Origin of the sequence: Sulfurospirillum arsenophilum NBRC 109478, from assembly GCF_000813345.1 — a bacterium.
Classification (GTDB): Bacteria; Campylobacterota; Campylobacteria; order Campylobacterales; family Sulfurospirillaceae; genus Sulfurospirillum; species Sulfurospirillum arsenophilum.
In genome coordinates, this window is the sequence record NZ_BBQF01000007.1 from 14778 (window position 1) to 35158 (window position 20381).

Here is a 20381-nt window from a genome sequence, read left to right on the forward strand (position 1 = left end):
AAAGCAAAGCTCTAAAGACTACGTTAACACTAGGTTTTCCTCGGCGGAATGCCCACGCACTTTGAGTGCTCCGAGTTCTTGCAAAATTCATTTTGCAAGAAGCCTATTCAATGAAGAAAATCATACTCTCAAGCGATTACTAAATCATTACATGTAAAGCGTTTAGTCGCAATTTTCCACGCAGATTTTATGCGGTATCACTTGTCCACCACACCCTACAAAACAGTTATCGTAGTTCTGTTCACAACCGCAATTGGTGGTACAAAAACTCTGCTGATTGACTAAAATTTGCTCAAACGTTGGACGAGCTGGAACCCAAGGTTCGCGTGGACGGTCATGACTTAAACGGTTCATATAGTGACGTAATTCATCGCGCTTTTTGCACGCGTAAGGATCTCGATCTCGCTCACATTGGCTTTGATAATGGCTAAGATCACGACTGTAATCGTAATAGTCTCTCTGCCAACGATGAAGTTCAAACTGATACTGCGAGTAATCCATTTGATAACGACTGTACGCCCTCTCATAGGCACGTTGTTCATCTACCTCGACCGCTTTGGCTTTGGCATAGGCATCATCCAAGCAGTATTGGTAATTGCGTTGACACTGATTTTGACAGCCTTGACGTATGCTTTCACAGCTACTGAGACAGGATTTCGACACCCCTGAAATGGGAGGAATATATTCATTTTTGATGACATAGCGTGGTCCACATCCGACAAAAAGCAGAGCGATAAACACCCAAAGGAAATGTTGCATAGAGCCTCTTTTAAATATTTTGGCGTATTATAGAATAAAATTGTGAAGTTTATTTGAAATTTTAAGGTTGAGAAAAATAAGAGTCGCGTTTAGTGTCAACTCTCTTTGTGTGCAATGTACGTGAGATAGAGAATATTGCTCATAGCGCCACTGCTTAAGATCATCGCCATAACCACAATCTGATAGCGAACAGCAATGAGCGGGTCAACCCCTGAAAGTATCTGCCCTGTCATCATGCCGGGTAAGGAGACAAATCCAACGGCTAAGAAAGAGTTGATTTGAGGAATCATCGAAGCTTTGAATGCAATCGCTCTGGCTTTTTCTTTTTCGTGATGTTCTCGCTCCTTCTCATAACGCTCTGCACACAATGAGATAGCATTCATAGCATTCGCATAGATCATGCCAGCAAGAGGAATAACAAAGCGAGGCTCCAATGGATTTTCAAGATCCAAAACTCCCCACAAAACCAGTGCAAGATTGAAAGAACCTCCAAGTGCGATAGCACCAAGAATGGCAAAATACGTTTGCAGGTCTTTATGACGAATATTACGCCTGGCAATCAGTGAAGCTGCTGTCATCATCACCGCAACCAAAAGAGCTAAAAGCCAAAGTGAATTGGTGCTAAACAATGAGGTTAAAACATACCCAATCAAAATCAGCTGTACACTCATCCTCAGTGTTGCAAGCGCTATTTCTGTTTTTTTGCCGACCCATGCATAATAATAAAAAGCAACTATGAAAAGAGGTGGAAGCATATAGAGTAGATTAAGAAGAGGAATATTTTGCATAATGTGCCTTTAAAAAAGCAGAGGTATGCAAAAAGCATACCCCGTAGAAGACGATGTGATTACTTACCTTGATTTTTAAGTGCCGCAATAATCGCAGCAATGTGCTCATGTTTGGTCTCATCTTCTTCGATATCAAGAATGGCATCCAGTGTAAATGTAGGAAGTTTTTTATCAAGGTACGTGGTGTTAAAGATACCGTTTTTAAAATCTTCATCACGTACAATTTGACGATGTAAGGGGATGTTGGTAGGAATACCAGAGATGATAAATTCATCCAAAGCACGTCTTGCTTTTCGTACCACACCTTCCCAGTCAAGACCCACAATGATCAATTTTCCAATCATGGAGTCATAATTGGTAGGCACAACATAATCTTTAAAACCAATGGCATCCAGTCTTACACCTGGGCCTCCTGGTGAAAGATACGTTGTAATGCGACCAGAGGATGGAATAAAGCCATTTTTAGGATCTTCCGCGTTGATACGAAATTCAATCGCATAACCTCTAAATTTGATATCTTCTTGCATCACAGGAAGTGGTTCACCCTCAGCAATGCGAATCATGCTTTGAACAATGTCCATACCCGTAATGGCTTCGGTAATCGTGTGTTCTACTTGAACACGGGTATTCATCTCGATAAAGAAGAAATTGTCATCTTCATCAACCAAATACTCAACCGTTCCAACGCTCTCATAACCCAATTTGAACATCGCTTTTTTAGAAGCGCGAAGTAACTCATTGCGTACTTTTGGGTTAAGTCTAGGGCTTGGAGCTATCTCAACTACTTTTTGATGACGTCTCTGAATTGAACAGTCACGTTCACTTAAGTGAATAACGTTACCGTATTTGTCCGCCATGACTTGAACTTCAATATGGCGAGGATTTTGAACATATTTTTCAATAAAAGCATCACCTCTACCAAAAAAGCGCTCGGCTTCTTTCGTTGCAGCTTCAAACATAGCCGCAAACTCTTCTTCTTTTCTGACGATACGCATACCCTTTCCACCACCGCCAAACGCTGCTTTGATGATTACAGGGAAACCAATTTCGTTTGCAACTTTAATCGCTTCGCCAATCTGAAGAATAGGTTGGTCTGTACCACCAAGAACAGGTACCCCTACAGCCTTCATAGCAATTTTAGATGCCATTTTGTCACCAAAAAGTGCAATATGATCAGGTTTTGGACCAATAAAAATAATGTCATGGTCAATACAATACTGTGCAAAATCAGCATTTTCAGATAAAAAGCCATATCCGGGATGAATCGCGTCTGCACCAACCTCTTTGGCAAGTGCTACGATATTTTTATAATCCAAATAAACTTCAATAGGATCGCCTTTGAGCAGATAACTCTCATCTGCTTTTCGGACCCAAACACCATTCGCATCAATCGTTGAAAAAACACAAACACTCTTAATCTCCAACTCTTTACATGCTCTAATGATCCTAAGCGCGATCTCTCCGCGATTGGCGATCAATACCTTTGTGATTTTTCGTGCGTACACTTGACAACTCCCACTACAAAATTGAGAATAAATTATATCACTTAAATATTAAACTAACCTCGGTATTGAAGACATAATTTTGACATAACTCTTATAGCCAATCTTCGCGCTTCACACTCTCATCAATATCGCGTCCCATACGTTGGTGCAACGCCCAATAATAATCCACAAATGCTTTGACATTTTGATCTTTTGGCATATATTGCCCCTCTTCTTTGTTCACAAAACGCTCTAAAAAAAGCTTCGCATCTGCTTTGGCAAGATAGTGTTGTAAAAGTTCCGTATAGGTTTGAAGATACCATGCTTTGAGTGTTTTATAAGCTTCCTCTGAGAGGTCGATCTCTAGTGTTTTATCAAACTTCAAAATGCCACTTTGGAAAAGCCCTGTAAGATGAATCAATCCTTCACAATAGTAAGGCTCAACCTCACCTGTTTTCATCCAGCCAATGAGTCCGATTGAACGCTTGATTACATCGCGTAAAAGTGGAAGACTAAGACTTGCATCTTCATCCATAAAGAAAGCCACAAGCCCACCCGTGGTTGCTTTAAACTCTTCAATATTTTTAAAAACACCACTTTGATTCATTCGCGTTTCCGTGTCATGATCCATCCATAAAATATGCCCAAACTCATGCCCAATGGTGCTTACTTCATACACCTGATGCCATAAAGAAGCTTGGTGAAAAATGATCTCTCGCTCATCATTCATAAATGCTTCGCCTAGAACCTCTTGGTTTATTTTTAAGAAAGGTTTTGCTCTGAGCCCATCTAAAATATTATCGGCAAAGGCAAAGATTTTTTTGCCAAGTTCTCTACTTACCGTCTCATCATTAGGGACGACTTGTGCGGAAAAAAGACCATTGAATTCTGCCGCATAAAAAAGAGCGGGACGTCCGATGTAAAGCTGTACGCGCTTAAGATTTGAGAGGACATTTTCTTTTACATGTAAAGCATTTTCTCCATTTTGATCCAAAAGGCGGATGAACATTTTGAGAATGCGCTCAAACGTCCCATAAGCACCTTTGTTTTCAGGATTAGAAACCCTCACATCCCACTCGAGGGCAACTGCTTTTTTATAGTGATCTTCATAGTATTCCAAAGGATGTCCGATCTGAATCGGTGCGGTGATTTTCATCCATTTTCGATCCACTTCAGCCCATTTTGCAATTAGCTCACGTCTATCTTCTTCACCAAAAGCGTCATCGAGCGCTTTAAAATAATCAATGTAAAATGCTTTTTGATCCCAATCAGGATCTTCCATCTCGGAGAGATCATCGCATAAGCTCTGCAAGGCATTTCGGACGTGTTGAACCTCTTTAACAAATGCTGTTGCATAGGCTTTTGCTATATAACCACCCTCTACTTTTTCCAAAACAGAATAAGATCTATCGCCATCTTGCCCTGATGGGTCTGGGTCAAGCAAACCTTTTACATGTAACATTTGTGCAATAGCTTCGTGATCTTTGCTATATTCAAGTTCTAAAAGTGGATTGATCGTATTGATGATGTGTTCAGTCCAGTGTGATTGCCATGTGCTCATTGCTATGCCAATCTCGTGGATTCCACGCAAAATACGACGGTAAAAAGGAGAGAAAAGCCACTCTTTGTCCACTTGGGAAAGGAGTTCACCATGAGCTTTAAGGTAAAATTCTTTCACCCACACATAAGCTTTTTCTTTCGCCAAAGAGATAAAAACCTCATCTTTGCCCTCTTTTTCAAGTGCTTGAACCATCTGTTCATCGCGAAGATTAATCAAACGTGTAAGGGCGGCTACTCTGTTTTCACGGATACATGAAAGCTCAATGCTTACCAAAAAAGCATCAATAAATGCTTCAATACGCTCATCATAATTTTCGGATTCTACAATACTAAAGTAACTCCCCAATGCTCTTTGGCGTTCGCCCAAAAGATCGTAAAACCGCTGTAAATCGTTTTCAAATTTCTGACTCATTTTCACTCTCTCATTTTTTTGTATTTTTTAAGTATAATTTTATCTCCCCTTATAGCATGAAGAGATTAACTATTACCTTAAGCATGAGCGTTGCCTCATGATTTATGGTAAATAATCTTGATCAAAAAATATCGGGATTTGAGATGATCTACACGCTTGAAAGGAAATAGTATGACCAGTCGTTATGAGTCCATTAACACCTATCTAAATCGAGGAATTATTGAAGCCAATATTGCCTATGCAAAAATGCATCAAACCTCTTTTTCGATTGTTAAATTTGGATTTGAAGTCGATCTTGAAGATGGCTTTTTCTTTAAAGATTTGATCACGTTTATTCATACTGAACTAGGTTTTCACACGCTATTACAACAAGGAACGGATGCCTTTTTGATTATCTTGCGCGATATTAAAATTCATCGTGCCAAAAAAGTGCTCAAAAAGTTAGAGCATAACATCAAGCAAAATTTTAAAATAGATCTAAAGCACATTGGTCTAACCCTTTTTGATGCCACAGATTCTTATAAAAGTTTACTCGATCGCTTGGATAAATACTACGTTATGTCACGTCTTTCTTCCCGTAAAAAGATCTTTTACGGCACGCTTGATTTTGACTTTTACGAGACACAAAATAAAAATGATGTCTTAGCCTCTATCTTACGCAAAGACAAAACAGTTACGCTCTACAATCTCTACAATGGCATACCCATTAAAGAAGAGGCAGAGATCGCTAAATTTGATGAAGGCATCGCCCAAATTAAGATCACAACACCTAAGATTTTGTACTACACCAAAGAGAATTTCACCTTTATACAACACGACAAAATTCCAAGCATTATTAAAGCAAGAATTATTAAAGTCGATCCTGAAAAATCACTTGTTGTTCTATCCAATTTAGAGTTTTTAGATGCTTCTCCAATGGACCGTATTTATACGAGGGTTCAGCCTCTAAGACCTATTAATGCAACTATCCTCATCAATAAAACCAGGCTGATGGATGGTACCATTGACACCATTTCAGAGAACTCTGTGGTTTTACATGTAAAGCTGGAAGACGTCGAAAAAATCTTGCATCAAGACCTCCTTAAAAAAGAGTTTGACATCACGTTTCAAATCCCAACGGAAAAAGGATTTTTAGCACCCATCTCTTCAAAAGCAACCATCTTTAGCATCGTTAATGAAACCATCGTGCTTAACATCCAACCCAATACGTTTATGAAATCCAAAATCAAACAGTTTGTTATTATGCGTCAAAATGCCCTTTTAGTTGACCTTAGACAACAGCTAAAACATCTGAGCTAAGAGGCTTCGCGCTAACATCAGCCAAAGTGAACAACTATTAATAAACATTTGATGCGTAAAATTAATGAAGAAAAAGCTATGATTATAAGACTATTCTATACAAGGTGAGCTAAAACTCAATGTAGTGTGGCTTCAACCGATCCATTATCTGCTCTTAACTATAGATCAACCGCTGTGACACAATGTCCATTTTTTGATAATCAAAAGGAAACCCAAATTTTATGTTATTTTCACAATTAAATCTTAGTGAACCCATTTTAAAAGCAATTCAAGATGAAGGCTACACAACCCCAACTCCCGTGCAAGAAAAAGCTATTCCTCCTATCTTAGAGGGTCGCGACATGCTTGCGGGTGCTCAAACAGGAACAGGAAAAACCGCTGGTTTTACCCTTCCGATCTTAGAATTACTCTCTAAAAAACCTCACAGTAAAGCTAAACCACTTCTTCGTGTACTCATCCTCACACCTACTCGAGAGCTTGCCGCGCAAGTTGGGGAAAGTGTTAAAGCGTATGGTAAATACTTACCCTTTAAAAGTGCCGTTATTTTTGGAGGCGTTGGCATTCATCCCCAAATTCAAACCATGCGTGCAGGCATTGATATTCTTGTTGCAACGCCGGGTCGTTTGTTAGACCACATTTCACAAGGCACGATTGATCTTAGACATATCGATACGTTTGTTCTCGATGAAGCCGATCGCATGCTTGATATGGGATTTATCAAAGATATTCGCCGTGTCATTTCTCTACTCCCTGCAAAACGTCAAAACCTGCTCTTTTCAGCGACCTACTCCGATGACATCAAAAAACTCTGTGAGTCGATCTTGAAAAATCCAGCAATTGTCGAAGTAGCACGTCGTAATACCTCCAGTGAACTCGTGAATCAACGTGTCATTATGGTGGATTGTAAACGCAAAACGGCACTTTTGGGCAAACTAATCAATGAGAATAAATGGGAGCAAGTACTGGTCTTTACACGCACCAAACACCATGCCAATAAAGTCTCTGAGTACCTTGCCAAAATCGGTATCAGTTCAGCCGCCATTCACGGAAACAAAAGCCAGAGTGCGCGAACCAAGGCTTTGAGCGATTTTAAAAATGGCTCGATTAAAGTACTCGCGGCTACAGATATCGCAGCACGTGGTCTGGACATCGACCAACTCCCACATGTCGTCAATCTTGAACTGCCAAACATTGCGGAAGACTATGTTCACCGTATCGGAAGAACTGGGCGCGCAGGCAATAATGGTGAAGCCATCTCTTTGGTATGCGTGGATGAGCATGATTACTTACGTGGTATTGAAAAACTGATCAACAAAAAGTTTGAGCGTGAAATCGTCGAAGGCTTTGAGCCTGATCCTAACATCAAAGCAGAACCAATTCAGCAAGGTCGTGGATCAAAACCACAAGGTCAACCAAGACGCAGAGACAATGCGCCTCGTGAATACGTCGAGAAAAGAAGAGAACGACAGCGATGATGATCTACGTCGATGCCGATGCCTTTCCCAATACGCTCAAAGAAATTCTTCTTCGAGCGGTCTTTAAACGCGGCATCACGACCCATTTTATTGCCAATAAAAAAATACCGCTTCAAGACTCACCTCTCCTTACGATGATTATCGTAGCGCAAGGGGCAGATGAGGCGGATCACTACATCGTCGAACACGCGGAAAGCTCAGACTTGGTTATAACCGCTGACATCCCTTTAGCTGACAGGCTGGTCAGCAAAGGTGTCCTTGCCCTTGATCCTAGAGGCACGATTTACGATGAGAGCAACATCAAAAGTCTGCTCGCCATGCGCAATCTTATGCAAGAGCTCAGAGATGCTGGAGAGATCACTGGAGGGCCTAGTGCCATCGGTGAAAAACAAAAAAGAGCCTTTGCAGATGCGCTGAACGCCCTCTTACAAAAAATTCCTACGAAACGCTAACCTCTTTACATGTAAATCTCTCAAAACTTTTTTCCCATCTCCATTTTTGCAGAATTAGGCAATGATATTACACTATCGTTCTATCGTAAAATCCTACTTCGTTTTATAATTTCATCAACATATTATTCATGGAGATGATTTCAATGCACTATAAAACGATAGGCAAAACAGATGCTAAAGTTTCAAGCATAGGGCTGGGCTGTATGGGAATGAGCGCTGCGTATGGAGATCGTGATGATGCGCAGAGCCTTGCAACACTGCACCGTGCACTCGATCTTGGTATCAACTTTTGGGACACTGCGGATATTTACGCCAATGGAGCCAATGAAGAGCTTATCTCCAAAGTGCTTGTGGAAAACCGCGATAAAATTTTCATCGCCACCAAGTTTGGGTTTCGCATGCGTAACAATGAAGGCGACTCTTTTGTCGGTGGCGACATCTATATTGATGGCTCACCAAAACATATTAAACACGCTGTTGAAGAGAGCCTTAAAAGACTTAGAACCGATGTGATTGATCTTTACTATGCGCATCGCATTGATCCAAATATTCCCGTTGAAGAGACCATAGGAGCTATGGCGGAACTGGTTAAAGAAGGCAAAGTCAAATATTTGGGGCTTAGTGAATGCACCGCCGATGATCTTAAAAGAGCACATGCGACTCATCCCATCACCGCGCTTCAAAGTGAATACTCCCTCCTCACACGGGATGTCGAAAAAGAGATACTTCCTCTCACGAAAGAGCTAGGCGTAACGTTCGTACCCTTTGCGCCACTGAGTCGTGGGCTTATCACCAATACGCTGGAAGTAAGTACGCTTGAAAGTAACGATTTTCGTAAAAACTTACCTCGTTACAATGGTGAATATTTAGAAAACAATCAAAAACTATCCACAGCTTTTAGCGACTTTGCACAAAGTAAAAACTGCACGCCTGCACAACTTGCCATCACTTGGGTTATGGCGCAAAGTGATAATATCATCCCCATCCCTGGCACGAAAAAATGCAAATACTTAGAAGAAAATGCTGGTGCCGTGGATGTTATGCTAAATGCAGCAGACTTAGCAATCATTGAAGGAATAATGAAGCAATACCCTAATATTGGACCTCGCTACAGTGACCGTGAAAATAAATTTGTAAAGAAGTAAAACGATGAAATCTATAACTATTCTGGGGCTAGTAACCTCATTGGTTTTAACATGTGCTGTTGCGGAAGAAAGCCAGAGCATTACAAAAGCTGGAACGCAAGCTTCTATCAAAGGTTCCAGTGAATACTTCACGGGAAATGTTCGTGTCGACCCTCTCTTTCCTGTGACAGAAGCATCCCCGTTTTCAGGGGCTTATGTCACCTTTGAACCAGGAGCGCGTTCGTTTTGGCATGTTCATCCCTCAGGACAGCATCTCGTTGTAACTTCAGGTATGGGGTGGACGCAAGAGGTCGGAAAACCAAAAGTGGAAGTCAAAGAGGGCGATGTTATTTGGTGTCCTCCCGGTGTCAAACACTGGCATGGTGCAACTACAACATCTTCTATGACCCATATGGCACTTACAGGAACACTCAATGGCAAAAATGTTGAATGGCTAGAAGCCGTTTTGGATGAGCAATATAAACACTAACAAGAAAGAGTCATCATGCATTATGTCAAAAAAACATCATTTATGTTAGCAATCATTTTTAATCTTTTAACAGGAGTTACTATGGCAGCCGATTACAAACAAAATCCATTTACCCTCACCTATAATGGGGCTATCAAAGAAAATATCAAAGGCAAAGTTAACATTCATCCCTTAACCTATAAACTAAACGGCATTGAAATTGCCGCCAACGTCTACACACCAGCCAATTATGATCCTTCTAAAAAGTATCCTGCTGTTGTCGTTGCCCATCCAAATGGGGGTGTCAAAGAACAAGTAGCGGGTTTGTATGCCCAACGCCTCGCTGAACAAGGTTATATTACTATTGCTTCAGATGCTGCTTATCAAGGCGCTAGTGGAGGACAACCACGCAACGTGGATAAGCCAGCCAACAGAGTAGAAGACATCCACGGTATGGCTGATTTTATCACTCATTATGCTGGTGTTGATGCCAATCGTTTGGGACTTCTTGGTATCTGCGGTGGTGGTGGATACTCATTGGAAGCAGCAAAAACAGATAAACGTTTCCATGCCATTGCAACACTCAGTATGTTTAATTCAGGCATCGTTCGAAAAAACGGTTATCTTGACTCTCAAATCGACACAATCCAAGCCAGATTAAAACAAGCAAGTGACGCTAGAGCACAAGAAGTTGCTGGTGGAAAGGTACTCTATATTGCTGATACTATACCAACCGATGAGCAAGTTGCAAAAATGCCTTATGATTTGTATCGTGAAGGTTTTGAGTATTACTTCAAAACACATGCGCATCCAAACTCAACGTTTAAATATACAATGAGTAGTTTACTGGATCTTATGATTTTTGATGCGACAGCTAACATGGATCTCATCAACCAACCACTTTTAATGATCGCTGGAGATAAAGCAGATTCGCTCTATATGACTTTAGAAGCTTTTCAAAAAGCACACAATACACAAAGTAAAGAGCTCTTCTTAATCAAAAATGCTACGCATATTCAAACATACTTTATACCAGAATATGTCAACCAAGCTATGGGAAAATTGACCGAATTTTTTGAAAAAACACTCGCTAAGTAAAGGAATAATCATGCAATACGTAACATTAAAAAATGGTATTCAAATGCCACAACTCGGATTTGGTGTTTTTCAAATCCCCGATTTAAAACAGTGTGAAACCTCAGTGCATGAAGCACTAGAAGTGGGATACTGCTTGTTCGATACAGCCTCCGCATATCAAAATGAAGAAGCTATAGGAAACGCTCTTAAAACAAGTTCTATTGCACGAGAAGAGCTTTTTATTACAACGAAACTCTGGATCAGCGATGCAGGTTATGAGAAGACCAAAAAAGCATTTTTGACCTCTTTAAAAAAATTAGGATTAGATTATCTTGATTTGTATCTGATTCATCAACCTTTCAATGATGTGTACGGTTCGTGGAGAGCGATGGAAGAGCTTTATAAAGAAGGTCTTATCAAAGCTATCGGTGTTTGCAACTTTGCGCCCGATAGACTCGTCGACCTTGCTCTGTATAATGAAATAGCACCTATGCTCAATCAAATCGAAACGCATCCCTTTCACCAACAACAAGAAGCGCAAACCGTGATGCAAGCGTATGGCATTCAAATGCAATCGTGGGGACCTTTTGCTGAGGGGAAAAACAACATCTTCCACAATGAGCTTCTAGCATCCATTGCAAAAAATCATGGCAAGTCCATTGCCCAAGTTGTTTTACGTTGGTTAATGCAACGCAATATCGTTGCCATACCTAAATCCGTACGTCCAGAGCGAATGGCTGAAAATTTTGCTATATTTGATTTTGAATTATCTGAGCAAGAGATGCAAGACATTGTTGCACTTGACCAAAAAAAGAGTAGCTTTTTTGACCATCGTGACCCAGCAATGGTTAAGTGGCTAAGTGGCTATAAATCGTGAATAAAATGATGGGACGATAATCATGAAACACAAAACTGTTGCTATTGCAGGTGCTACGGGACTCGTTGGTAGTCATTTACTCAATGGCTTATTAGCCGATCCAGCGATTGAAAAAGTTTATGCGTTGGGCAGAACGCCCTTACCTATTTCGCATGAAAAGCTAACGTTCATTCACGTTAATTTTGATGCGTTACCCACTTTGCCACCCCTTGATGAAGTCTATTTGGCACTGGGAACGACCATTAAGGTTGCGGGGAGTAAAGATGCATTTTCAAAGGTGGATTTTACGTATAATCTAGCCGTAGCAAAAACAGCGTTAGCAGCAGGAGCGAAGAAAATTGGTGTTGTCAGCTCCATCGGAGCAGATGCTCATTCCAACAGTTTTTATCCTCAAGTAAAAGGGCAACTCGAAGATGCCTTGAAAGCGTTAACGCCCGAAGGTTTGGTCATTGTCAGACCATCCATTTTGCTAGGAGATCGAAAATCCTTAGGTCAGCCTACACGCAGGGGTGAAGAAATTTTCATGGCTCTTGCCAAGCTACTCAACCCATTTCTACCCAAAACCTTTAGGGCGATAGAAGCAACAAAAGTAGCCAATGCTTTACGTGCAGAAGTGCCAAAAACTACGGGTAACGTGATGATTGATTCGGCTCACTTACAGCAATACGCATTATAGGAAAGGCAATAAATAATGAAACAAGCACTATGGGCTATTTTAGCTATCGTATTCATTGGTTTCATACCATTTCTGGAGGCAAAAGAGATGTTAGAAAACGCATTAACCCCTAAACAACAAAGCATCATTACCATTTCAGCATTTACGGCTAATGGCGACCTTGAAAAACTCAAATCTGCCCTTATTCAGGGATTAGATGCTGGTCTTAGTGTCAATGAGATCAAAGAAATTTTAGTGCATCTGTATGCGTATACGGGATTTCCACGAAGCCTTAATGGTATCAATACCTTTATGACAGTGATAAATGAACGTCAAGCAAAAGGCATAAAAGACACCATGGGGAAAGAGGCAACTGCGTTACCCTCTAATTTTAACAAAGACGAATACGGTGCGCGTGTGAGAGCTGAACTGCTGGGTCAAAAAGAGATTCCCTCCCCGAGTAGTTACCAACTCTTCGCACCTACCATCGATACGTTTTTAAAAGAACACCTTTTTGCGGACATCTTTGCACGGGATATTTTGGATTATCAGACACGAGAACTGGTTACCATTTCAGCCCTTGCTTCGATGATGGGCACAGCACCACAACTTCAAGCACATCTTGGTATTGCCCTAAATATGGGGCTTGCGAAAGAGCAGTTGGAAGCGTTTACGGCGGTACTTAAAAAAGAAGTCGGAGACCAAGAAGCGCAAAGTGCTCATGATGTTCTAACCATCGTGCTTAAAAATAGAAAGTTATAAGGAAAATACCCTATGTCAAAAAACGTTTTAATTCTCTCAGCAAGCCCACGCAAAGGGGGCAATTCGGATCTTTTATGCGATGAATTTTTAAAAGGCTCACTTGATGCTGGAAATAAGGCTGAGAAGATTTTTCTGAAAAATAAAAATATTGGTTACTGCACCGGCTGTGGTGTCTGTTTTGGAGGCAAGCCCTGCTCTCAAAAAGATGATATGGGTGAAGTGTTAGAGAAGATGATTGATGCAGATGTCATCGTCATGGCGACACCCGTTTATTTTTATGCGATGAACGGGCAGATGAAAACACTCATTGACCGTACCTGTGCGAGGTACCAAGAGATTAACAACAAAGAGTTTTATTTTATCGTGGCCGCAGCCGATGGCAGTAAAGCTTTGATGCAGCGAACCATTGAGGAGTTTCGTGGCTTTACCTACTGTTTGAGCAACCCTAAAGAAAAAGGGATTGTTTATGGAACAGGTGCTTGGCAAATAGGTGACATCAAGGGCAAACCCTCTATGAATGAAGCCTATACATTTGGTAAAAATGCTTAATGACAAACGTATTTAAAATTTACCTCCTCGCCTTTATGAGCTTTTTAGTCGGTACATCACAGTTTATTATTGTGGGTGTTTTAGATCAAATAGCAGATTCACTGGGCATTTCCGTCTCGTCTGCTGGACAGCTTGTAAGTGTTTATGCTCTCGCTAGTGCTATAGGAACGCCTCTGGTCATTATGGCGACTTCTAAAATGGATCAACGAGCGCAACTGTTACTCTCATTGGTTGTGTTTATCATCGGTGTTTTTGCAATGCCTCTGTTTCATAGCTATCTTTTGATCGTGCTTTCTCGCATCATTGTAGGTGTGGGAGCAGGTGTTTTTGTGGTAACAGCTTATGCGATGAGCGCCAACTTGGCTGAGAGAGGAAAACAAGGAACGGCTATGTCAAACATTGCAATGGGTTTTAGTCTCTCCCTTGTTTTGGGCGTTCCCTTAGGGCGCGTCATTACGGCTATGGCGAATTGGCAGGCTATTTTTTGGCTCATAGGCATTTTAAGTCTCTTCTCGTTTTTCGTTGTGGCTAAAGTCCTTCCCAAAACGGTGGGTGAACCTCCTATTGCGATAAGTGAACAACTCTCCTTTTTAAAACAGCCTAAAATCATGAGCGCTCTTGGCATTACGTTTCTCTTTTTTATCAGTTTTTCCATTATCAATACCTACATCACACCCTTCTTATTTTCCATTCGCCCTCTGAGTGAGCATGAAATAAGTACGATTTTATTTGCCCTTGGCATTGCGAGTTTTGTTGGCTCAAAGTTAGCAGGCTTTTTAGCCGATCGCATCGGCATCACCCGAACGCTTTTGGGCAGTATGTCTGTGCATCTTGTAGCGCTCATCCTTCTTTTCTTTGTGGCACACTCCATTCTCTTAACATCACTTTTACTTTTTATTTGGGTGGCGGCATCATGGACATTTGGACCAACGCAAAGTTTCAACTTAGCCTCTATTGCGCCCAAAGCTTCTGGCATACTCCTTAGCCTTAACAGCTCATTTGTCCAACTTGGTTTTGCCGTGGGTGCAGGTTTGGGAGGCATTACCATTAGCCATTTACCGCTAATCGCCCTCAGTGGCGTTGGTAGTCTTTGTACCTTATGTGCCATAGGCATGTTGCTTTTAAGCGTTAAAAAATACGCTCATTCATCACAAATGCTATAATTTAAAAAATAAAGGAATAAAAACATGGATGCACTTTTTGAAGCATACAGAGCTGAAATTATCAAGAGAATTGAAGCAAAACGCGTGGAAGATGGCATTATAAAAACAGAGATTCCAACACTGAGTTTTTACTACTCAAGATCAACCACTGAATTTGCAACAGTCGTTTATGAACCTTCCCTTTGCCTTGTCTTACAAGGATCAAAAGCATTAATATTGGGCGATGAAAACTATAGTTATGACCCTTCACGTTACCTTTTAGCTTCGGTTCATATGCCTACACGTGTACGCATCATGGAGGCTTCAGAAGAGAAGCCTTATATCTCTTTAAAACTGACGTTTACAATGGAAGATATTTTTGAGGTAATAAAAGAAGCACATACTCAATCACGCACTACAAATCTAACGCCAGAATTAGGTCTTTGCTTTGGAGATATGAGTACACAAGTGATAGACCCAATCGCGCGCTTAGTACGTCTGCTGGATACTCCCAATAACATCAAATTCATGGCACCGATGATTATTAAAGAGGTTTTATACCATGTCATCAATGACAAAGGGGGAGATTTTCTTCGTAAGTATGTTATGGATGGAAGCATTGTTCAGCAAATTGTTAAGGTTATTGCCAAAATCAAGCAAGATTTTACAGAAACTATCAATATGAAAGAGCTTGCAAAGTCTTATGGTATGAGCGAATCTTCACTTTATCACAACTTTAAAAAAGTAACCATGTTAAGCCCTTTGCAATTTCAAAAAACCCTACGTCTCGAAGAAGCCAGACGCATGCTTTTAACACAAAATATCGAAGCCACTGAAGTTGCCTTTGCGGTCGGATATGAAAGTCCATCACAGTTTAGCAGAGAATATGCTCGTATGTTTGGTCTACCTCCTAAAATGTACGCGAAAACCGTTCAAGAAGATGCGGAAGATATCTCTTAGGTTTGCTACTGTAATTACTGCTTATTGTTTTTTACATGTAAAGCTTTACATGTAAAAAACTTTGCAGAATCTGACAAGCATCATACATAATCGTTCTACCACCCAAAGAGACAATGCCACTATAATTTCTACGTTTTTACATCATCGTAGGAGTTATAAAATGGTTTTATCCAATACCAATAAACGTCGAAATTTTTTAATCACCAGCGCTGCATTAGCTGCTGGTTCATTGTTACCACACGAATTATTTGCAGAAGAATCAACCACCACTAAGAAAATCTTAATTGCCTATTTCTCACACTCAGGAAATACACGTTACTTTGCAAAAGAGATTCAAGCACAAATAGGCGGTGATCTCTTGGAAATCAAAACCGTTAATCCTTATCCTGTGGATTATGACAGTGTTGTCGATGTGGCTAAAAAAGAGCAAAAGGCAAAATTTAGACCTAAACTTGCAACCCTTCCAACCAATCTCAATGCGTATGACATTATCTTTATAGGTTATCCAAACTGGTGGGGAACGATTCCCATGGCATTGTTTACTTTTTTTGAAGAGAACCATTTTGAGGGAAAAACACTCATCCCTTTTTCAACGCATGAGGGAAGTCACTTTGGAGATAGCATCAGCGATTTAAAAGCTCTCAACCCAAAATCAACCTTTTTCAAAGGGCTAGAGATGCGAGGAAGAAGTGTGCAATCTTCATCGAGTAAAAAAGATATCACCGCGTGGCTTACAAAACTCAATATTGCTAAAATCTAAGCTGATGCGTTCTAACTCTCTGTCTCGATTTATACTCAATACATTTTTAATCAGCCTTATCCCGTCATCAATTTTAAATAAGCTAACGGGAAATCCGTTGCATGAGGTAGTTGGTGTAATTATTCTCTTATTGATTGCAACACATACGTTTTTTAACCTTCGCTGGTTTACTGTTTTTTGGAAACAAAAGAATACATTTCATCGTCTTTTTAATACAACTATTCTTCTGCTAATGGTAGTTGCTTTTTTAGTGTTAATTACTAGCAGTCTTATGATTTCAAAGTCTCTCTTCACATTTTTAGACTTTAAAAGTACATTGATGCTACGTCAACTTCATACCACATCTGCCTATTGGTTCTTTATTTTGGGATTTATCCATTTAGGTATTCATTGGCATCGTTTTAGTGCATTGCTTCAAAAAAAATTTCGTATTCACGCACTTTTATCGCACCCACTTGCAACCTTCATCGCTTTGTTGATAGTACTTTATGCAGGATTTATCTTTATTCAAAGAGACATTGCTTCAAAACTTTTTATGACCTTTGCTTTTGAATTTTGGGATACAGAACAGTCTATCTGGAGTGTTGCGCTTGATTATATGAGTATGTCTATAGCACTCATTTTTTTGACACGCTCTTTTTTAAAATTCCAAAAACTGTTAAGATAAATTTTTGCAGAATCAGGCAATTTATATGGATTATTTATCTACCACTTGGTCATGGCTTCGTTCTATAATACTGAATATATTTTAACAAGGAAAGACTATGGACAATTTTACATTTTGTAATCCAACTCAAATTGAGTTTGGAAAAGAGAAAGAGAAAGAGGTCGGTAAACATTTACATGTAATTGGTGCTAAAAAAGTTTTGTTAACCTACGGCAGTGAGCGTATTAAAAAAGATGGTCTGTTCGATACTGTTATCAACAGCTTAAAAGAAAATAATATTGCGTACGTTGAACTTGGTGGCATTGTAAGTAATCCTCTACTTTCAAAAGTTTATGAAGGCATTGAAGTCGCAAAAAAGAATAGTGTTGATGCCATTCTCTCCATCGGTGGTGGTTCTGTGCTTGATAGCTCTAAAGCGATTGCAGCGGGGGCTTTGTATACTGGTGATGTTTGGGACTTCTTTTTAGGTAAAGCTGCTGTTGAAAAGGCATTGCCTATTGTTGATATTATTACCTTAGCTGCAACAGGAAGTGAGATGAATTGTGGTGGCGTTGTTACCAATGATACCACGAAACAAAAGTATGCGATTCAATCACCTTTCTTGTTTCCAAAAGTCTCTATCATCAATCCTGAACTTCAAAGTTCCGTGAGTAGAGATTATCTCGTTTATTCGGCTTCTGATATCATCGCGCATTGTATTGAAGGTTATTTTACAGCAACTGTTCAACCTACACTCATTAACAAACAAATAGAAGCGATCATCACAACCGTTATGTATACCACTGAAAAACTGATTGCTAATCCAAAAGATTATGATGCAAGAGCTGAATTTGCTTGGGCTGCTACGTGTGCGCTCAATGGATTAACTTATGTTGGGACTTCAGGTTTTGGTTACCCAAATCATATGATAGAACATGCACTTTCTGCCATCTGCAACGTTCCTCATGGTGCGGGACTTTCTGTCGTGATGCCAGCATGGATGCGTTGGTATAAAGAGAAAAATGAAGCTCAATTTACTCGTTTTGCGAAAACAATTTTTGGTCTTGATGATGCCAACAAAGGCATTGATGCCCTTGAAGCATGGTTTAACAAAGTTGGAACACCGACCAAATTGTCACAGATGAACATTTCTCGCGCTACATTAGATGCTGTGATTGATAATGCAACTGAAAATGCTACTTATTTTGGTATGCCAGAGTTATACACGAAAGAGGCTATTACCAAGATTCTGACAAGCGCTTTATAACCGACATAACTAAAGGTGGTTTTTTTATATCAAAACCACCTTTATATTCACAACAAAGAAACATTATGCACACATCAAATTTTGATTTAAAAACAAAGCGTTTTCGCAATCTCTATCCAATTCAAATGCCTAAAATGACATTGGCACAAAGTCTTCGTGCGGTTTATGAAATTCTTTATAAATCTTCTTATAAAAACCCTAAACGAAAGATGCCACAAATAAAACCTGATCTTGATATGTTTGGTCAAAAAAGTGATACGCTCAAATTTATTTGGTTTGGACACTCCACGGTTTTGCTCAAAATAGATGGACTCAAAGTTCTTATTGATCCTATGTTTTCAACCTATGCTTCTCCTATTATAGGGACTTTTAAACGATTTCAACCTCCCGTAGTCGAGCTTAAAGAACTACCACCTATTGATGTAATTGTCATCTCACATGACCATTACGATCACCTAGATAAGAAAAGTATTCAATTTTTCAAACACCATAAGACACGCTTTTTAGTTCCCCTTGGTATAAAACGTTATTTAATCAATTGGGGAATAGCAGAGTCTAAAATTATAGAGCTTGATTGGCATGAATCCCATGATATAGGTTCTGTAACCTTTACCGCGACACCCGCTCATCACTTTTCAGGCAGAAGCCTCTTTGGACACAATAAAACGCTTTGGGCTTCATGGGTTATCAAAGGAAAAAATGAGAAATTATTTTTTAGTGGAGATTCGGCATACAGCCCACATTTTAAAGAGATTGGCTCTATGTATGGGCCATTTGATGTCGCTTTTATGGAAAATGGACAGTACGATAAGCGTTGGATTTACGCGCATATGATGCCCGAACAAACCATCCAAGCTATTAAAGACATCAAAGCTAAATTCTTTGTTCCCATTCACTGGAGTATGTTCAGACTCTCTGCACACCACTGGTTAGATCCTTTTATGCAGTCACTCAAAATTACTGAAGAGCAAAAAGTAGCTATGATCAATCCTTTTTTAGGAGAGATCATGTGTGTTGCCAAATAAAATTTAAAAAGAATCTTCCCTTTTTGGAAGACTTATACCCAAAAATGTTTTAATGATTCTAAATGCATTTGAATATAGGGGTTATCACTTGATTTAATGTATTTAAGCAGTGGTAGCCCTAGAAGTTCGCCTACGTATTCAAAATCTTCTACTTGTTTAATACTCTCTAAAAACACCTTCGTTGCGTCTCGTTTTGCTACAAAATTTTCAAGCCTCTTCGTGTAAAAATCACTCTGTACGATACCATCTTTACATAATGATTTTCCACTTTCATAACTAACAGCAGGGCACGCAGTATCCACAAGAATATGCTCACAATAAGGACTAATAGGATAGAGCCTGCATGCTGGTGTTCTTTGTTCATATATACTGCACTTCTTATCAATGTAATATTTACAATGCCCCTTTCCATCGTTCAGTAAAACATAAACGACCAAATCTTCACCATTAACGCTAAATAAAATAGGAAAATTTTTATAGACATCTTCAAAATCTTCTAATATAAGCGGAGATGCCGCAAAACCTTTGGCACCATTGCAACAATTACCCTCGCACGCTGAACAGCCATTAAAGTATAAATTATGGCTTTTAATATTGACAAAACTTCCAATGCTTTCCATAGGAATCCTCTTTGAATAAAATATGATTTTTTGAATGTTAAAATGAAGGAATAAATGAGAAAAAATCAACCAAAAGGAATAAAAACAGATCTAATAAAATGGCTATTTTTAGGAGGTTTTGATTGATTTTTCTCGTATATAACGAGATAAATTATAGAAAGAAGAGCGAGGTTTTCAATAGAACAATTCTCCCTAAATATTGCCCATTTCTACGAAGTT

21 protein-coding genes are annotated in these 20381 nt (G+C 39.7%); 16 read left to right on the forward strand and 5 right to left on the reverse strand.

The genetic code is table 11. The annotated features are described in order from the left end of the window. Window positions 1–162 precede the first annotated feature (162 nt). The 4 genes from SAR02S_RS12805 to ciaB all read right to left on the reverse strand — a co-directional run bounded on the left by SAR02S_RS12805 (window position 163) and on the right by ciaB (window position 5003). Window positions 163–759 (reverse strand): Aq_678 family protein, encoded by a 597-nt coding sequence (locus SAR02S_RS12805; protein WP_041960337.1) that lies wholly within the window; start codon window positions 757–759, stop codon window positions 163–165. A gap of 95 nt (window positions 760–854) precedes the next feature. Further along, window positions 855–1547: an ABC transporter permease gene (locus SAR02S_RS12810; RefSeq protein ID WP_041960339.1), complete on the reverse strand. Its 693-nt coding sequence runs from the start codon at window positions 1545–1547 to the stop codon at window positions 855–857. A 59-nt stretch (window positions 1548–1606) separates the two neighbouring features. After that, a complete protein-coding gene (locus SAR02S_RS12815; RefSeq protein ID WP_041960341.1) occupies window positions 1607–3052 on the reverse strand; it encodes an acetyl-CoA carboxylase biotin carboxylase subunit in 1446 nt (481 codons plus the stop codon). A gap of 91 nt (window positions 3053–3143) precedes the next feature. Further along, entirely contained in the window at window positions 3144–5003 is a 1860-nt protein-coding gene (gene ciaB / locus SAR02S_RS12820) for an invasion protein CiaB (RefSeq protein WP_041960344.1), read from the reverse strand. Between the two features lie 171 nt (window positions 5004–5174). Between ciaB and SAR02S_RS12825 the strand changes: the two genes are divergently transcribed. The 16 genes from SAR02S_RS12825 to SAR02S_RS12900 all read left to right on the forward strand — a co-directional run bounded on the left by SAR02S_RS12825 (window position 5175) and on the right by SAR02S_RS12900 (window position 19542). After that, window positions 5175–6302, forward strand: coding sequence for a hypothetical protein (locus tag SAR02S_RS12825; RefSeq protein WP_041960346.1), 1128 nt, complete (start codon window positions 5175–5177; stop codon window positions 6300–6302). A gap of 221 nt (window positions 6303–6523) precedes the next feature. After that, window positions 6524–7777 carry a DEAD/DEAH box helicase gene (locus SAR02S_RS12830; RefSeq protein WP_041960348.1) on the forward strand — a complete coding sequence of 418 codons (1254 nt, stop codon included), beginning with the start codon at window positions 6524–6526 and terminating at the stop codon, window positions 7775–7777. After that, window positions 7774–8229 (forward strand): YaiI/YqxD family protein, encoded by a 456-nt coding sequence (locus SAR02S_RS12835; protein WP_041960350.1) that lies wholly within the window; start codon window positions 7774–7776, stop codon window positions 8227–8229. Before SAR02S_RS12830 ends, SAR02S_RS12835 begins: the two co-directional genes overlap by 4 nt. Window positions 8230–8372: 143 nt before the next feature. Beyond that, window positions 8373–9374, forward strand: coding sequence for an aldo/keto reductase (locus tag SAR02S_RS12840; protein WP_041960352.1), 1002 nt, complete (start codon window positions 8373–8375; stop codon window positions 9372–9374). A 4-nt stretch (window positions 9375–9378) separates the two neighbouring features. Next, a complete protein-coding gene (locus tag SAR02S_RS12845) occupies window positions 9379–9843 on the forward strand; it encodes a (R)-mandelonitrile lyase (RefSeq protein WP_052433646.1) in 465 nt (154 codons plus the stop codon). A 15-nt stretch (window positions 9844–9858) separates the two neighbouring features. Beyond that, window positions 9859–10920, forward strand: coding sequence for an alpha/beta hydrolase (locus SAR02S_RS12850; RefSeq protein ID WP_041960354.1), 1062 nt, complete (start codon window positions 9859–9861; stop codon window positions 10918–10920). Between the two features lie 10 nt (window positions 10921–10930). Next, complete coding sequence (locus SAR02S_RS12855; RefSeq protein ID WP_041960356.1) at window positions 10931–11776, forward strand: aldo/keto reductase; 846 nt, start codon at window positions 10931–10933, stop codon at window positions 11774–11776. A gap of 22 nt (window positions 11777–11798) precedes the next feature. After that, window positions 11799–12452, forward strand: a complete 654-nt coding sequence (locus tag SAR02S_RS12860) for a Rossmann-fold NAD(P)-binding domain-containing protein (protein WP_041960358.1) — start codon at window positions 11799–11801, stop codon at window positions 12450–12452. Between the two features lie 15 nt (window positions 12453–12467). Next, a complete protein-coding gene (locus tag SAR02S_RS12865) occupies window positions 12468–13193 on the forward strand; it encodes a carboxymuconolactone decarboxylase family protein (protein ID WP_041960361.1) in 726 nt (241 codons plus the stop codon). A gap of 12 nt (window positions 13194–13205) precedes the next feature. Then, window positions 13206–13742 carry a flavodoxin family protein gene (locus SAR02S_RS12870; protein ID WP_041960363.1) on the forward strand — a complete coding sequence of 179 codons (537 nt, stop codon included), beginning with the start codon at window positions 13206–13208 and terminating at the stop codon, window positions 13740–13742. Continuing rightward, window positions 13742–14905: an MFS transporter gene (locus SAR02S_RS12875; RefSeq protein ID WP_041960365.1), complete on the forward strand. Its 1164-nt coding sequence runs from the start codon at window positions 13742–13744 to the stop codon at window positions 14903–14905. The genes SAR02S_RS12870 and SAR02S_RS12875 overlap by 1 nt, the downstream gene beginning before the upstream one ends. Before the next feature lie 24 nt (window positions 14906–14929). Continuing rightward, window positions 14930–15844, forward strand: coding sequence for an AraC family transcriptional regulator (locus tag SAR02S_RS12880; RefSeq protein ID WP_041960367.1), 915 nt, complete (start codon window positions 14930–14932; stop codon window positions 15842–15844). 160 nt (window positions 15845–16004) lie between these two features. Then, on the forward strand, window positions 16005–16604 hold the full coding sequence (locus SAR02S_RS12885) for a flavodoxin (RefSeq protein WP_084218523.1): 600 nt from the start codon (window positions 16005–16007) through the stop codon (window positions 16602–16604). A 232-nt stretch (window positions 16605–16836) separates the two neighbouring features. Beyond that, entirely contained in the window at window positions 16837–17271 is a 435-nt protein-coding gene (locus SAR02S_RS13515) for a DUF4405 domain-containing protein (protein WP_198133112.1), read from the forward strand. A gap of 97 nt (window positions 17272–17368) precedes the next feature. After that, window positions 17369–18517 (forward strand): iron-containing alcohol dehydrogenase, encoded by a 1149-nt coding sequence (locus tag SAR02S_RS12895; protein WP_041960371.1) that lies wholly within the window; start codon window positions 17369–17371, stop codon window positions 18515–18517. A 65-nt stretch (window positions 18518–18582) separates the two neighbouring features. After that, window positions 18583–19542 carry an MBL fold metallo-hydrolase gene (locus tag SAR02S_RS12900; RefSeq protein ID WP_041960373.1) on the forward strand — a complete coding sequence of 320 codons (960 nt, stop codon included), beginning with the start codon at window positions 18583–18585 and terminating at the stop codon, window positions 19540–19542. A 32-nt stretch (window positions 19543–19574) separates the two neighbouring features. On the opposite strand, the gene SAR02S_RS12905 is transcribed toward SAR02S_RS12900, so the two are convergent. After that, window positions 19575–20162, reverse strand: a complete 588-nt coding sequence (locus SAR02S_RS12905; RefSeq protein WP_041960375.1) for a YkgJ family cysteine cluster protein — start codon at window positions 20160–20162, stop codon at window positions 19575–19577. Window positions 20163–20381: the final 219 nt, after the last annotated feature.